11 protein-coding genes and 1 tRNA gene are annotated in these 16,122 nt (G+C 43.0%); 7 read left to right on the top strand and 5 right to left on the bottom strand.

Going from position 1 to position 16,122, the window contains the following annotated elements:
• Window positions 1-10: 10 nt before the first annotated feature.
• The 3 genes from ACJVC5_RS16550 to ACJVC5_RS16540 form a co-directional block, all read right to left on the bottom strand.
• Window positions 11-3,772 (bottom strand): circularly permuted type 2 ATP-grasp protein, encoded by a 3,762-nt coding sequence (locus tag ACJVC5_RS16550; protein WP_408096647.1) that lies wholly within the window; start codon window positions 3,770-3,772, stop codon window positions 11-13.
• 366 nt (window positions 3,773-4,138) lie between these two features.
• The gene (locus tag ACJVC5_RS16545) at window positions 4,139-5,557 is read right to left on the bottom strand and encodes an ATP-binding protein (protein ID WP_408096646.1); all 1,419 of its coding nucleotides are present in this window, start codon (window positions 5,555-5,557) and stop codon (window positions 4,139-4,141) included.
• Window positions 5,550-6,224, bottom strand: coding sequence for a response regulator transcription factor (locus ACJVC5_RS16540; protein ID WP_408096645.1), 675 nt, complete (start codon window positions 6,222-6,224; stop codon window positions 5,550-5,552). The genes ACJVC5_RS16545 and ACJVC5_RS16540 overlap by 8 nt, the downstream gene beginning before the upstream one ends.
• Window positions 6,225-6,329: 105 nt before the next feature.
• Between ACJVC5_RS16540 and ACJVC5_RS16535 the strand changes: the two genes are divergently transcribed.
• Complete coding sequence (locus tag ACJVC5_RS16535; protein WP_408096644.1) at window positions 6,330-7,814, top strand: potassium/proton antiporter; 1,485 nt, start codon at window positions 6,330-6,332, stop codon at window positions 7,812-7,814.
• Here ACJVC5_RS16535 and ACJVC5_RS16530 read toward each other — a convergent pair.
• A tRNA-Met gene (locus ACJVC5_RS16530) sits at window positions 7,809-7,885 on the bottom strand. The genes ACJVC5_RS16535 and ACJVC5_RS16530 overlap by 6 nt on opposite strands.
• A 79-nt stretch (window positions 7,886-7,964) precedes the next feature.
• Between ACJVC5_RS16530 and tilS the strand changes: the two genes are divergently transcribed.
• The 6 genes from tilS to ACJVC5_RS16500 all read left to right on the top strand — a co-directional run bounded on the left by tilS (window position 7,965) and on the right by ACJVC5_RS16500 (window position 14,922).
• Entirely contained in the window at window positions 7,965-9,308 is a 1,344-nt protein-coding gene (gene tilS, locus ACJVC5_RS16525; RefSeq protein WP_408096643.1) for a tRNA lysidine(34) synthetase TilS, read from the top strand.
• Window positions 9,309-9,383: 75 nt separating this feature from the next.
• On the top strand, window positions 9,384-11,282 hold the full coding sequence (gene ftsH / locus ACJVC5_RS16520; RefSeq protein WP_408096642.1) for an ATP-dependent zinc metalloprotease FtsH: 1,899 nt from the start codon (window positions 9,384-9,386) through the stop codon (window positions 11,280-11,282).
• Window positions 11,283-11,320: 38 nt separating this feature from the next.
• A complete protein-coding gene (locus tag ACJVC5_RS16515) occupies window positions 11,321-12,082 on the top strand; it encodes a dihydropteroate synthase (RefSeq protein ID WP_408096641.1) in 762 nt (253 codons plus the stop codon).
• Between the two features lie 46 nt (window positions 12,083-12,128).
• Window positions 12,129-12,515 (top strand): hypothetical protein, encoded by a 387-nt coding sequence (locus ACJVC5_RS16510; protein ID WP_408096640.1) that lies wholly within the window; start codon window positions 12,129-12,131, stop codon window positions 12,513-12,515.
• A gap of 81 nt (window positions 12,516-12,596) precedes the next feature.
• The gene (locus tag ACJVC5_RS16505; protein WP_408096639.1) at window positions 12,597-13,475 is read left to right on the top strand and encodes a trypsin-like serine peptidase; all 879 of its coding nucleotides are present in this window, start codon (window positions 12,597-12,599) and stop codon (window positions 13,473-13,475) included.
• A gap of 115 nt (window positions 13,476-13,590) precedes the next feature.
• Entirely contained in the window at window positions 13,591-14,922 is a 1,332-nt protein-coding gene (locus ACJVC5_RS16500) for a S8 family serine peptidase (protein ID WP_408096638.1), read from the top strand.
• On the opposite strand, the gene ACJVC5_RS16495 is transcribed toward ACJVC5_RS16500, so the two are convergent.
• Window positions 14,915-15,682 (bottom strand): hypothetical protein, encoded by a 768-nt coding sequence (locus tag ACJVC5_RS16495; protein ID WP_408096637.1) that lies wholly within the window; start codon window positions 15,680-15,682, stop codon window positions 14,915-14,917. The two genes, ACJVC5_RS16500 and ACJVC5_RS16495, sit on opposite strands and share 8 nt — an antisense overlap.
• Between the last annotated feature and the right edge of the window lie 440 nt (window positions 15,683-16,122).

Raw genomic sequence — 16,122 nt, 5'->3', positions numbered from 1 at the left:
CCCGCAGAACTTACTGTTGCTGCTGCTGTTGAGTTTGGTTGTAACTATTGCCTAATGAAATCGTGCTCAAAATCGGACGTAGCGTGATGGATTTTGAAAGATCCAGTTTACGTGCGAAGCTCACACCGTAGAACTGGTGATTTCCAATAGTCGTTAGTGCCTCATAATCCGGACGGGCCTTTTTAATCGCTCTGACGATTTTTGGCGCGTTCAATTTAATCTGCATATCGTTAGCAGACGGAAGAGCTGAACGAATTTCGTCCCAGCCGATTTCAAGACCAAGCTCTTTAGCAAAGAGGATGTTCTTGGCGTTTTCGAGGGCCGGAATGATTTCCTGAAGGGCCTTCACTTTCACTTGGTTCGAGTTAGGCATCATATAACCAAAGAGTGAACCATACTTATTAAGAACAGCATCGTAGTCCTCACGAGAGCTGTTGATACTGTCACGGATCTCAGTGATGAGGTTTGTGAAGAAGTAAGGCACGATTCGGTCAGCGAGACCGTAAAGTGGCTGACGCTCAACTGAGATATCAACTGACAGACCTTCAAGAGAAGCGGCCGAAACTCCCAGGAAGTTTCCGTAGAAGTTTAAGAAGTAGGCCTGAGCAATCGCACCGTCAGAAAGGGCACGGGCCTCAAGCTTGGTCGTTTCTTCAATCTGGTGATAGTGAATCACCTCGTGACCGGCGGTATAGATCTGAGTGAGAGGATCAAGCTCTTTTCTTACCCAGATAAAGATGTCTGAATCAGAGAACAGACCATGAGATTTACGTTTCTTCGCAAAACACTCACCAGCGTCCTCACGGGCCGAAAGGTGGTTCTCACGGATTTTTTGTCCCGATAGGATTGAGATCTTATTTGGTGTCAGTTCATTAACGAATAGACTTTCAAGAGTCAGGCCTTGTTTCTTCGCAAACTGCTCTAGATTGTACTTGGCGTACGGCATGGCCGGCATAAGTTCAATCAGGTCCTTCACTCCCACACGACGAGAGTTCATGATCTCAGTCATGCGAGCAAGGAAAGGAAACTCTTTGAAGTGGGCCGTGCGCTTTTTATTTAAGAAAGAATTTCTCTTATCTGTCGGAAGCTTCTTGGCCTCAGCTTCAATTTTCATCCAAGCAGAACGAGCGGCCTTGATGTGCTCAGGGATATAATCTGATTCAGTCAATAACTCACCAGTGGCGAACTCTTTCTGAGAAGCAGATAAGAACCCCGAGGTCTTTGTAAGGCTTGCTTCTGATAGACCGAAAGTCTCAAATTTAAGTTCAGGATGAACGGTCTCAACAGTAAAGAGTTTTGCGAACTCAATGGCCTTCTCAGAGTTCTGAAGACGCTCTCTTACCATGTTCATGAATGTATCAATCAGCTTCATCATATTGATGGCCGTTTTACCTGTGACCATTTCACGAGGGAAAGAGGCCTCAATGCTTCCGCGAAGAGCATTGAGAAGAAGATTATATTCCGCAAGAAGTTTCTTATTCGTTCCTGCTTTCTCAAGTAAAGACGCTTTAAGGTTCTTCAGAATCTTACGGTCATGCTTGCGGTTTTCTTCAGTATAGTTCTGATACACAACATCCTGATCCAGAACCAGAAGTTCATCCATCATGTCACGGAAGCCCTTCGGTAGTTTGTTCTTAGATTCAAGACGCTCGAGTGTTGTCACCAGTTGGATCTGGTTGATATTGATCTTCTCGAAGAAGGCAGCAATTTCCATCGTCGCCTGTTTTGCTTCAAGGACATCAATGATCTTATAAACTGGCTCAATAGCACGTGGGTTAAGGAATGAAAGCACCTCACGACACTGAGTTTTAAGTGATAGAGCAAGACCCAATAGCGTGTAACTATCGGCCGTATTGTTTTTCAGGTGATTGTAGATCTCCGTCGCAAGACGAGAAACCTGAATTAACTGGGCCGCCACGAACATCGGAAGATGTGTTTGTAGAGGAACCGGCGTCTTTTGTTTAATATATTCCGCCGCCGAAACTGATTCAGATGAATTTGTATCATCAACCACTACGAATGGAGCGTAACCGCCGCCCTTCGAAGTGTTCACGATTGAGCTCATAGGACCTTTTTCTTCAGGCGCGTAACGAACAAGAGCGTTGTGGGTCATCTTTGGAAGTGCCTTAGCTCCACCGCCGTAGAACACCCATAGACGAATGTCGGCCGCAAGGTTGGCGAAACGAGAACCTTTCTTATCTTTCATCGCCACTGGGATACGGGCGATTTTCACCAGCTTCTGATAAGCGTAGTGAGAAGGATTCTTCTTAATCATGTTCATGACTTCTTTCTTCGCTTCGTCAGAAAGAGTCTTCATGATGTAGATACCAGAACCACCAGAGAGGTTAGGGGCCTTAATGACCCACTCATCCATGTTCTTCTCAATCACTTTCACAGACTCTTTCTTAGGAGGAAGAGTTTCAGGAGGAGTGATCTTAGGGCCGTTAGTTGCGATACCAAGTTCTTTAAGCTTAGGAGCGAAGAACTTAGGAGCATAAGTAGTAAGGGCGGCCAGGATAATTTTGTTATCAAGAATTCGGTTCAATCCACCCATATAGATCTTCTTGTTCAGAATAGCGTCCAGAAGGCCCGGAACCGCGTAATCAGATTGAAGAGGAATTGGATCACCATTTACATCCAGAACCAGTGGAGCTTCACCTTCTTCACCAAGTTTTAGTGAATCGCGAAGATAAATAGGTTCGTTCGTATCAGGATCACGAAGGATAATGCCTTTATCCACATCGAACAGAGCAGAGTCGGCGTTAATACGAGAGTAGATTGCTGTAACGATCGGGTTAGAACCATTGATCGTACGAAGACGGATATAACCTTTTTCGTCTTGGAAAAGCTGAACAGGATCAGCATAAACAAGACCAGAGTATGCAGCAAGGTTGTGAATCTCAGGAGCGGCACCGTTCATTCCACCAGGAGGTAGAATAACTTGAATACCGTCTTTCACGCCGGTCCAGTCTTCTCCCAAAGATTTATAAGTTTCTGCCAGCACCTGGAAGTGATCGTTAGGCATCATCTTGCCCATTGATTCAAGCACCTCAGGATTCTGCTCGTAGTGACCTTCAAGTACGTTCATGTTGTTAGAAGCACCAGATGGAGCACCGGCATTTAATTCAAGAATACGGAAGGGAAGCTCAGGAAGCTTCGAGGTCTTTTTCGCTTTAAGAAGTTTTTCGAAGTTCTTTGATTGCTCAAGGTAATCTTCGATCAAAACCAGGTCCAGACCCACGTTATCGAAGAAAGGATATTTCTTCATGTTCGGGTGGTGGAGTTGTGGGAAATAGTTCGGAGACTCCATGATGGCATCTACGAAGATTTTACGAATTTCAACTGGAAGAGATTTTACAAACGGAGAGTCTTTAACAGACTTCGAGCCATAGATGTCCTGGATCACACAACGAAGTGAAACGATGAGTGACTGAGCGGCCTTCTCGATGGTGTTGTAGACAGATTTTTGTAACGGAACAATCGTTGTCGTACATGGAACCGTAAAGATTTTGTAGTTCCCGTTCGCGTCTGATTTTTGGAAAGTAAGATCACGTTTACGAATGAACTTCGTTAGATTCTGAGACTCTTTCAAGTGAACAGAAACTTCTCTTGAAAGAAGATTTTTAACCAGGGCCTTGGAGTGATTGTACGGCGCTCGTTTTCTCCTCGAAGAGAAAATGTAGTTGGCCACATCGACTTTAACACTTCCAATGAACCCAAGGTTCGGATTGTAAGGCTCGAGTTTGCGACGTTGATTCTTCACTTTAATCACAATGACCTCTCAGAAATATCGAAAAATTAAATCGTTTTTAATTCGTGCTGCAGTGTAGCGAATTTTAAGACACAGTGCATGCATAACCCCTTGAGAATGTAAAAATGATAGGCAGTGCATTCGTGGCCTTAAAACTCCACGTGCCTCTATGCAATTTCTGTGACAGGGGTTTTAAGTAGAAAAATTCATTACTTAACTCAGAAAATGAGTCTTGTAAGAGGACAAAAATCTAGGTTCTTGGGCAAATTGCTACAAGAAGCAAGTTGTCTAAATCATTGGGAAATTTGTTTAGAAAAGCTCGAGTAATTGGGTTCAAATAAAGTTTGTGATGTTTGGTTAGAACAATCTCTTTTCTAATGCTTAGGATTAGTTGAAGCGGATAATGAATCGGCTGCCTCTTTGGCCCGGGCGCTCATAAAGGATTTTGGCATTGTGGTAGCCTGCGATCCTGTTAGCGATCGGAAGCCCAATTCCGGTCCCCGGAATGCTAATTCCAATGCCTCGGTGAAAACGCTTAGTTAAGTACTCCTCAAAGTCATCCTGGATACCTGGGCCCTCATCCTGAATCCAAACTTCAAGTTTTCCGCCAACGATCTTAATATCAATTTGAACCGAACTGTTTTCTGGTGTGTATTTAATGGCGTTATCTAAAATATTTTCAAACAGGCTATCAAGAAGTTGCTTTTCTCCCATAACGGTGAGGCTCTCAGGAGGAATGTCTTCCGAGATATTAAAACGAACCGTCACTTTTTTCTCACGGGCCTTGTAGGCCAGGCGTGATGAAGTCGTAAGAAGAAGATCATCAATTCGTTGTGGGTTAAAAATAAAGTTTTCTAGCCCCGATTCCACTCGAGAAACCAGAAGCATGTTGGCCACAAGTTCAATCAGGCGACTGATCTCTTCACGCAGTGATTTCTGGAAACGAACATAGTCCTCAATGCTACGTGGTTTTGATTCGAGAACGTCGAGCTCACCTTTAATGATCGCCAGAGGAGTATTTAATTGATGGCTGGCATTCGATACGAAGTGCTCTTGGGCCTTAAAGGACTTTTCTAAACGCTCAAGGAGGTTGTTAAGCGTTCTCGCCAGTTCGGCCACCTCATCTCCGGTATTCACTTCCGGAACTCGCAGAGAAAGGTTCTTGGCCGCAATATTGTTAGCGGTGTCCGTTAGACTTTTAATCGGAGAAAGAGCGTTACCGGCAATTAAGTATGAAGCAAAACTGGAAATCACGATGAGAATCGGCACCATGAAAAATGTCATGAGGAGGTGTCGTTTTTCCTGGTCTTCCAGAGCGTCCGATGGTGTCGCAACCTGTAGGATCATTTCTTTTTTACCCGAGCGATTGGTGATTTTTAAATTCACGGCCCGGTAATGAGAATCATTTGAACTAAAAGTAAAAAAACGGTGAGTGTAGTCTTCTTTTCTAGGAAGTGTTGGATCAAAAGGAATTTCCTGAAAAGGAGATTTCGATAGCCCTTTAGAAATGATTTTTCCATCTAAAGAACGAACAAAATAATAGGTCTCCTGAAGCATGAAGGGGAAGGACTTACGGTCTTCCGATGCTGGCAGGGTGAAATTAATTTTAAGGCCCGCGTGATCTACTTGTAAGTGTTCGGAGAGGTCAATGGCGTAGTTAAAAAGACCGTGATCAAAATCGGCCCTGCCGTCTTGCAGGTACTGATTGGTGATGATGTAAGCGAAAGCACAAATGAAGAGACCGAATAATGTTGAATACACCAACGTTAAACGGAATCTGATGCCTTTAAATAAAAATCTAGTCAATTCTGTTTAGGACGTAACCTTGTCCCACTACGGTTTTTAAAATTTTCTTCGGATAGGGACTGTCGATTTTTTTTCTTAAGTGATTGATGTAAACGTCAATCACGTTTGAATCAGGATCGAAGTCCGCGCCCCAAACTTGGCGTGCAATGGCCGAACGGTCCATCACTTTTTCTTGGTTTCTCATAAGGAACTCAAGAAGAGAAAATTCTTTTGTTGTTAGTTCAATGCGAATCCCATCACGAGTCACATTTCGAGTGATAAGATCCATGATCAAATCGCCATTACGTAATTGGGCCTTATCATCACTCTTTCTGCGAATAAGCGCTCTTACTCGAGCAAGGAGCTCTTCGAACTCAAACGGTTTAGCGAGATAGTCGTCCGCACCTGAATCGAGTCCCTGAATTTTATCTTTAGTCGTGGAGAGTGCTGTGAGCATAAGAATGAAACCATTGTGGCCGTTTGCTCTCAGTTCTTTGGCAAAATCCATCCCGCTCATCTCAGGTAACATCACATCGAGAATTAAAAGATCAAACTTTTTTGATCGGATCAACTCACGCGCGATTCCTGGAGATTCTGCAGTTTCTACTTCGTACCCAACCTCTTTCAGACCTTGTTGAATGAAGGCCGAAACTTTTTTTTCATCTTCAACTACGAGTATGTTGATCATGTGAACCTCTCTCGGAGAATTGTCCCTTTAAAGGTAAGTTTAAGGTGGACCGGTGTCAACCAAACATTTAGGTAAAGAAAAGTTAAGACAGGTTAAAATTCCTTCATGGACAAGGCATTTCTCCAGCTTATGCTGGCGTCCGGTGTTCTGCTTTTAATTAGTGTCTTTGCAAGTAAGACATCTACTCGTTATGGCATTCCTGTTTTATTGATTTTTATTGTAGTTGGGATGCTCTCGGGAGTGGAAGGACCCGGTGGCATTCATTTTGATAAACCGGTTCTGACTCACATATTAGGCACCATTTCTTTGATGTTCATTCTCTTCTCCGGAGGACTTTCAACTCAGTTGCAAATGGTGAGTCCGGTGTGGAAAGAGGGAACCATCCTGGCCTTGTTTGGTGTGATGATTTCTACTGCAGTGATGGCCCTCTTGATTCATCTTGCTCTGGGTTGGGACTGGGTATCATCGGCCTTGTTAAGTGCAACATGTTCTTCAACCGACGCTTCTGCAGTATTTGGAATTTTAAAAACTCAAAAACTTCAGCTGAGGTCAAGGATTCAATCTCTCTTAGAACTTGAATCAGGAAGTAATGATCCGACAGCGGTCTTTCTCACCTTGAGTTTAATTCAAATTATTTTGCGACCGGAGAACTTCACTTGGGGTGAAGTGCTCATGAACTTTTTTATACAAATGTCTCTGGGAGGACTGGCGGGATGGTTTTTAGGAAAAGGTCTCGTTCTTTTGATTAACTGGCTTGATTTGGAATTTGAAGGACTCTATCCCGTTCTCACCATTGCTGGTGTGATTTGCATTTATTCATTAATTGAATTCTGTGGAGGAAATGGTTTTTTGAGTGTGTATATTGCGGGCCTTGCTATGAGTGATGAGAAATATTTTAGTAAAAAAACACTGACCGTTTTCCATGATGGTCTAGCGTGGCTTATGCAGGTGATTATGTTCCTGATGCTGGGTCTTTTAGTGATTCCATCTGCCATTGGTCCTATCATGGGGACTGGTGTTTTTCTTTCTCTGTGTCTCCTTTTTATTGCTCGACCACTTTCCGTTTATTTGTGTCTCGTGCGTTTTAAGTATTCTATAAATGAAATGATGTTTGTGAGTTGGGGCGGACTCCGTGGAGCAATTCCCATTATCCTTGCGACCTATCTTTTAGTGAATAAAGTGCCGGGTTCAAAGACCATGTTTAACCTTATCTTTTTCATCGTGATTCTTTTGATGCTGATCCAGGGAACGAGCCTGGGCCATATGGCAAAATGGCTTAAGGTTCAGGAGCCTTATAGACCCCAAAGAAGACTCCCTTTTAAGTCACGACACCATGGTAAAGACTTCGTTGAGTTTGAGGTGAGAGAAGGATCACCTCTTCTGGGGAAAAATATTCTTGAGCTTAACTTTCCGATGCAGGTACTAGTGGTCTTGATTCATCGAGGTGACGAAGATTTTATGCCGGATGGTAATACGGATATCGAGTTATATGATAGACTTGTATGCCTAGTTGATACGGATGCGATTCCAGAATTGGAAAAGATCATTCAATGCAGAAAAGAAGAATTCCAGGGGAAAAAAGAATGGTAGCAACGGGCGGAGTTGAACCGCCGACCCCAGCGTTATGAATGCTGTGCTCTCACCAACTGAGCTACGTTGCCCCAGAAAAAAAGTAGTGTAATATTAATCATGGGAAAACTGTCCGTCAATATTATTTCCTATATTTAGAAGTGCTAACACATGAAAAGATTAAGTCCTATTGCCTATCGTGCTTTATTTTTTAAACACGTATGGCGTTTCCTCGGAAATGTGACCATTTCCAAAGAGCTTTCTGGTCCCCACGTTGTGGCCGTTTCAGGGGGATTGGACTCTATGTGCCTTCTTTGGTTCGCTCAATCTTTGCATAAACAAGGGAAAATTGGACCTGTAAGGGCGGTTTTTGTTCATCACCATACCCGTGAGGGCCAGGATGAGGACGGGGAACTAGTAAAGAAATTTTGTAAAGAGGAAGGCATTCCTTTCAAAATGCTCCATGTCGAGGGTCTAACCGCAAAGGTCGCTAATTTTGAGGCCAAGGCACGAAAGAAACGTCGCGAGCTTTGTATTAATGATTTGAGAGCAAATGAATTACTGTGGGCCGGGCATCACCTGGATGATTCCTATGAGTGGAACCTCATGCAACGGAATCGTTCAACCAATCCCAAGGCCGCGGTTGGGATTCCAGTTCGAAATCGGGCCATTGTGAGGCCTTTTTCTTGTGTGAGTAAGGCCCAAATCAGGCGCCTGGCGAAGTTTGAAGGAATTCCTTTTAGAGAAGATCCCACCAATCGTGATCTTAAATATGATCGAAATTTTGTTCGTTACAAAATCATTCCTCTTATTAAAGAGCGCTATCCGAAGTATCTAAAGTTCTACTCTCACTACGCGAACTTCTCTACGATGATGCTCAAGACGAACATTATGAGTCGCTCGGGCACTTCCAAGATTTTTGTCTTTGAACAAGGCGCGGTCCTGGTGGGGAGTCATTATTCAGAAATTCAGATTCAAGAAATCATTCACACTTATTCAAATACAGATCGGGGCGAGATCATCACGCCGATTGAACGCATGCTTCGAGCAATTGATAACGGTAAGAAGGGCCCTTTCCACTTTAGTGGAGGAATGGAGGCCTTTAGTAACAACACGGTGCTCATGATTTATCAGCAGGGCCTAAAAAATTACGACGAACAGATTGCGAGGACTTTATCTACGCTCACGACAAATCAGTTGATGAGTATGTCCACTTATAAACGAATTGAGCTGGAATACGCTTGGCAGAATCTTTTGCAATCACCGGATGCTATGCTTAACATGCCGGGTCTCGTATTAGTTTTAGAGACTGAGTCAATTTGTAAGACATTAAATACTTCTGTGTTTAATGAACTTTTCCCTCGAGTTTCTGAAGTTTGTAAGGAGCGAGGATTGCGCTTTATTACATTTCAGAAGTGTCTAGATACCTGGATGAGTAAGAAAGAAAAGCTGCCTGAAAGGCTCAGGCTTTTACCTCTCTCTAATCTTTCCAATCTCTTTGCTTCCCAACAATAGAAGTCTTTCTGTATAATGAAGCCAGCCTTAACTCGGCTTTTTTTATTCCTCAAGAGTTACAAGAAGGTTTCTATCATGAGAAAACAACAGAAAACCCTAATGCTTTGGATTGTTGTCATTTTGATCATGGCCTTTGTTATGAAGGTGCTTGAACAAAAAACAGTCAGTGCAAAGAACATCAATTTTTCTAACTTCATCACTGCAGTAGAAAGCGGCAAAGTTAAAGAAGTAACATTCCAAGGTGACAATACTATTCAAGGTAAGTTCGCTGATGGCTATGAAAACGGCTCATACTTTGAGTTAACTGGTAATACAGGTGATGAAACATTCCGTATTCTTAAGAATCACGGAATCATTCCGAATTACAAGCGTGAAGAGAAGCAAGGCTTCTTAGCAACTCTGTTAATTAACTGGTTGCCGATGATTCTTCTTTTCTTATTTTTCTTCTTCTTCCTTCGTCAGCTACAGGCCGGCGGTGGTAAGGCCATGAGCTTTGGTAAAGCTCGTGCCAAGATGCTCACGGAAAACGACAAGCGAATTACTTTCGTTGATGTTGCCGGTGTGGAAGAGGCCAAAGAAGAGCTGGTTGAAATCGTAGATTTCCTAAAAGATCCAAAAAAGTATACCACCCTAGGTGGTAAGATTCCTAAGGGCTGTCTTCTTGTTGGTCCTCCAGGAACAGGTAAAACTCTTCTTGCTCGTGCAGTAGCGGGCGAAGCAGGCGTACCATTCTTCTCAATCTCAGGTTCTGACTTCGTTGAAATGTTCGTGGGTGTGGGTGCTTCACGTGTACGTGACCTTTTTGAACAAGGTAAAAAGCACGCTCCATGTATCATCTTCATTGATGAGATCGATGCTGTAGGTCGCCACCGTGGTGCTGGTATGGGTGGTGGTCATGATGAGCGTGAGCAAACTCTTAACCAACTTCTAGTTGAGATGGACGGTTTCGAAGGTAATGATGGTGTTATCATCATGGCCGCAACTAACCGTATCGACGTACTAGATCCGGCCCTTCTTCGTCCAGGTCGTTTCGACCGTCGTGTGACTGTTGGTCGTCCGGACGTTCGTGGTCGTCATCAGATCCTTAAAGTACACACTCGTAAAACTCCACTAGCTCAAGATATTGATCTAGAAGTTATCGCGAAAGGTACTCCGGGCTTTACTGGTGCTGATCTGGCCAACCTTGTAAACGAAGCGGCCCTACTTGCTGCTCGTGATAATAAGAAAGCTCTTGGCATGCACGATTTCGAGAACGCTAAAGATAAAGTTCTTATGGGTGTTGCTCGTAAGTCGATGATGATCTCGGAAAAAGAGAAGAAGCTCACTGCTTACCATGAGGCCGGTCACACACTAGTTGGTATGAACCTTCCTCACACAGATCCTATTCACAAAGTTTCGATCATTCCTCGTGGCCAGGCCCTTGGTGTGACTCAAACTCTACCGAATGAAGATATGCTGAACCTTTCTAAAGAGAAGGGTGAAAACTTCATCTCATTCCTAATGGGTGGACGTGTTGCTGAAGAAATCGTTTACGGTGAAATGACTAACGGTGCTTCTAACGATATTGAACGCGCTACTGATCTTGCTCGCTCAATGGTTTGTAGCTGGGGTATGTCTGAGAAGCTTGGACCTATCAATTACCAAAAAGGCGGCGGTAATCCGTACGCAGGGGACCCAGGTACATCTTTCTCTGACGAGACTTCTCGTAAGATTGATCTAGAGATCCAACACTTTGTTCAAAGTAACTACGAAGTGGCCAAGAAGATCCTTAACGATAATATCGATGCTCTTCACCGTGTGGCCCTTGCCCTTGTGGTTTGGGAAACTCTGGATGCTGAACAAATCAGAGACATCGTTGCTGGTAAAGACATCGGTCAGCCAGTGATGAGCAAAAAACCAACTGATACTCCACCGTCTGGAACAGTTGTAGGAGCGGGACCTCTCTTTGGTGCAGGTAAACCGACTCCAGCTTAATGAGTTCACAAAAATTAGTTTTAAAGCGATTGGGGGTGATGAATTTCACCCCCAATTCATTTTCGGACGGTGGTGAACTTTCAACCCCTGAGAAGATTCTCACTCGTGTCACTTCATTTGGGCCTATCGAAGCGCTGGATATTGGTGCTGAATCAACCGCACCCATGAATGAGTCCATTCCCTTTGAAGAAGAATGGAAGCGGCTAGAACCTCATCTCTCCTTACTTAAAAGCTTAGAAGTTCCCCTTTCCTTTGATACTTACCATTCTGAGAACATCTTTCGTCTGTATGATGTTTTGAAGATGCCTCTTATCTGGAACGATGTTTCGGGAAAATTTGATGAAGAGGTTGAGCGCTTTTTAAGGCTTCATACAGACAACAAATATGTCTTTTGTCACAACCTCGCACCAGAAAGAAGACTTTCTGGAAAGCACATGAATTATATTTCTAAGCTTGATGGAGAAGAGTATTTAAAAGAGCTGGGTGATTATTTAAAGCAGTATGCTCGTCCCCAAGTGATTCTTGATCCGACCCTGGGCTTTTCGAAGACCTATGATCAGAACTGGTATACGCTTGAGAATTTTTCCACTCTTCAGTCTTATGTGAATCATGATGAATGGATGCTTGGTTTTTCTCGCAAATCTTTTCTTCGTAAGAAACTTGGAATAGAGAAGCTCACACCTGATACTCGTGAGGACCTGGATCTGTTTCATACAAACGTTTTAGTCAAAATCCTACCAAGCATAAGCGGAACTGTCTGGATCAGAACTCATCGACCTGAGTTAGTTCATAACCTCTAGTGAGGCCGCGTAGACGATGAAGATTTTTCTCATGTATAATAAACGCATGAGATTATCCGGGCTCACCTTGGAAACAGTTTATTTCGAAGACTATCTGTCGTTTCTGACAGAGGTGTTGGAGCTTGAGCTGACGGAGCTCACAGACATTTCGATGCGTCTGGATCTTCAGGGCACTTGGTTAGAAATTAAAAATGTTCCCACTGCACCTCATACTGTTGCCAGTAACGTGGAGTTCAGTCTAAGCGCCACCGAGTTTCAGGATTTGGTTCACAAAGTTTCCTTCTTTTATTATCGAAAAGGGCCTTCTCGCTTCTTATATCTGGGTGCTGAAAACTCGACTTGCGGAGTAGTTGATCCAGATGGTCGGGTATGGCGATTCAAAAATCACGAGATTAAGGCCAGTTTATCTCCCGCAGATTCCCCATCTTTGTAAGAAACTGTTAGTTTACGGTACGTTTTGAATTACGGAACAATCTTCTCCAGTACTCTTACCTCCAGGAAAAGGATTCCCCGGATGAAACTAATTAATTCAATTCTTGTTTTTTCAACTCTTGCTATCTCGGCCCAGGCCCTTGCCTCTAACAAGCAAATGGATGTGATTTACGGTGAAGACAACCGCATGGATGTTTTCGAATCTCGTGACTCTGCGATGGTTGAAATGTCTCGTTCTACAGCTGCTATGATTGCAGGTGCAAACCTTAAAAGGGCCGCTAACGGCGAAATCGCGATTCAAGCTGAAACTCTTGAAAGCCGCGGTGTTTGTAAATCTGAAAGATTCTCTCAGCAAATTACAGCTGCGAACTGTTCTGGCTTCCTGGTTTCTGAAAATGTTCTAGTGACTGCCGGCCACTGTATTAAAGACAACAATGACTGTGCTTCTTGGAAATGGGTCTTCGACTATAAAGTTGATAGTTCTGAACAAGGTACAGTAAATGTTGCTGCTTCTAACATTTATTCTTGTAAGCGCATTATCTCTCGTTCTCTTGATCAAATTTCAAAAGATGATTTCGCGGTAATCGAACTTGATCGTAAAGTTGCTAACCGTCGTCCGCTTTCATTCCGTCGTTCAGGCAAAATCGCTGCCGGTACTGCGGTAACTGTTATCGGTCACCCAACTGGTCTTCCGACGAAGATTGCTGATGGCGCGAACGTTCGTTCTCTTAACACAAAGTATTTCGTGGCTAACCTTGATACTTACGGCGGTAACTCTGGTTCAGCTGTATTCAACTCGAAGACTGGTGAAGTTGAAGGTGTCCTAGTTCGTGGCGAAAATGACTATGTATATAACTCTGCTCAAGGCTGCCAAGTTTCTAACAAGTGTCCAAGCACTGGCTGTCGTGGCGAAGATGTTACATACATCACAAACATCGAAGCTCTCAGAAACATTCGTTAATATAAATTAACCTTTCTTTTCTTAAGAAGGCCTCCTTATGGAGGCCTTTTTATTTGACGATCACTTTCAATAGTAGAGAAAATTGTTTTATCTCTAACTATGAGGAGAATTTTTTATGAAATGGATTTCTTTATGTGTTCTTGCGGCCATGGTTGCCCAAGCAAATGCTGCAACAATCGCAGTCATTGATTCTGGCCTTGATTATAAACACGAAATGATCGTTCCAAATCTTTGGACCAACGCGGGCGAAGTTGAAGACCGTCGTGACAACGATGGCAACGGCTACCAGGACGACGTTCATGGTTGGAACTTTGCTGAACAAAACGGCAACATCATTGATTACTCGTATCTTGGTACTTTCTCTCCAGATTGTTCGAAGTATTTCGACATTCAGGGGAAAATGTTCCTAGGCCAAGCAACTGAGTCTGAGATCGCTTGGTTAAAAGAAAAAGTAAAAGACCCCAACTTCATCAAAGAGATGGGCAAGTTCGGTAACTTCGTTCACGGTACACACGTTGCTGGTATTTCTATCCGCAATACTCAAAACAAGGCCATGGGTATTAAGCTAATCCCAACTGAAGTTAAGCCTTTCCTAGATGGTCTTGCTCGCACAAAAGCTTACCAAGCTGACCGTTGGTCACTTCTTGAAAAAGCTTTCGACGCTCTGGCCGCTGAACAAATGAAAATGTTAACAGACATCGCTCGCTTTGCGGCCTACCACAAAGCTGACGTTGCTAACGGTTCATTCGGTACTGGTTTTAACCAAGCTAAAATGATCACAGATAACGCTTACCGTATTATCTTCTTCAAAAAGCCTTCTGAAGAAGATTCTAACCGTGCCGCTGCTATGTTCATCGCTGCTATGGTAAAACATGGCCAAAACTTCGTTGCCGCTGCTCCAAATACACTTTTCGTATTTGCTGCCGGTAACGATGGTATGTCGAATGACCAGTTCGGTACTTCTCCAGCGAACATCAAAGCTGACAACGTAATTACAGTTGGTGCTACTTATAAGAATGAATTCTTCGCGCCATTCTCTAACTACGGTACAAAAATGGTGGATATCGCAGCTCCAGGCATGCTGATTCATTCGGCGATCCCAGGCAACGAATATCTAAAAGTTTCTGGTACATCTCAAGCTTCTCCTTATGTTGCTAATGTTGCTGCTCAAATTAAAGAGGCAAACCCTCGTCTTAAGCCAGTTGAAATCAAGAAGATCCTGATGGGTACTGTTGACCCTAAGGGCTTCCTAGCTGATAAAGTTGCTACTGGCGGTATCGTGAACTCTGAACGCGCTGTTGTTGCCGCTCAAATGACAAACTCAATGTCAGTCTCTGAGGCAATTTCTCGTGCTAAGTCTGCGGTAAAAGCTCCAGTTGCTCTAAGAACTGAAAGAGTTTTCCCATTCTCAGTTGTTCCAATGCCTCTTACTCCAATGTTCAAATAAATTTCCCAGGCGGGGCCACTGGCCCCGCTCTTATTCTTTCTCTCTGATTGCATGCTTTCGCACTTGGTCCTCCCGAAGAATAGGGAAGGATTAGATCGTAATTAAGATTTCGTGTAGATCCCAAGAAGGCACAATTTTTATCTACTTTCTCTGGAGAAAGTGAAGTCTGTTTAAATTTCTTTTTCTCCACAGACTTGATCGCTTCCTTTGCCATAAACTGAACCAATTGATCCATGTCCATGTCTTTACCCAAGAGATTTTTAAGTTCTTCCACTAATTCCATGGTTTCATCAGATAAAACAAACGCCATTTGAACTTTGTCTTTTGAAATTCGCTTCGTTTTATCTTTGGGTTCTATGACTTTCTTTGTGATCTCAAAAAGTTTCTTCTCACATTCTTTCTTCGTAAGACCTTCCACTTCTTTCAAGACTCTTTTGCGGTCGGAGGTTCCTTCAATAAATTGATTCACTAATGAAATATTCGTAAGAGTTAAACTTCCATCTTCAATTTTAGATTCAATTTCTGGAATCTCCGCGAGCATTCTTGCTGCCACAATTCTTCTCTGGGCCGCTCCATCTGAGTAACCTAATTCATGGACGCAATAGGAGAAAAGAGACGAATGTTTTAAGTCGCAATAGAGCTTTCTTCGCTTTATCTCTATTAAGTGATGAAGCAACTTTGTGGTGGCAAATCGTTCAGCACCAACCAACTTTTTTGTATCACTCAGTAAAATTTTATTTGCAACGTGGTTCAGTTTCATGTAAAAACTTTTACGGAAAAGATACGGACGTGTCAACTGTTAAAAAAAGTTACTTCCGCTGGAGAAAGTAAATGCAGAATGACTCTATTACCTTGATGCTTTGGGAGAGAAAATGATGACAATTAATTTATGATGAGATCAATGAGCGATGTTGCATGTGCTGCTACAAGAATGGTGACTGAAAAACTAAAGGTTGCCTTAAGGTTGAAAGTCAGAAAGAAATAATTAGAAAATTCTTCTTCGAAGAAGAATGAAAAAAATACTGTTGTTTCAGAGGAGAATTCCAGAATCGCTCCTACCAAGATACACATCACTTCAACGAGGGCCGCAGATCAGTAAGGAAATGTAAGGACTCTTACAGGATAAACTATTTCGAGATGAAGGGTTCTCATTTCGTCTATAAGAATTGTAGACTATTAAGGATTTTTAAAATTCTTTAT

This window comes from Peredibacter sp. HCB2-198 (genome assembly GCF_045999315.1).
Taxonomy (GTDB): Bacteria; Bdellovibrionota; Bacteriovoracia; order Bacteriovoracales; family Bacteriovoracaceae; genus Peredibacter.
The sequence above is the reverse complement of the archived record's forward strand: the minus strand, read 5'-3'. Positions and strand labels throughout refer to the sequence as shown.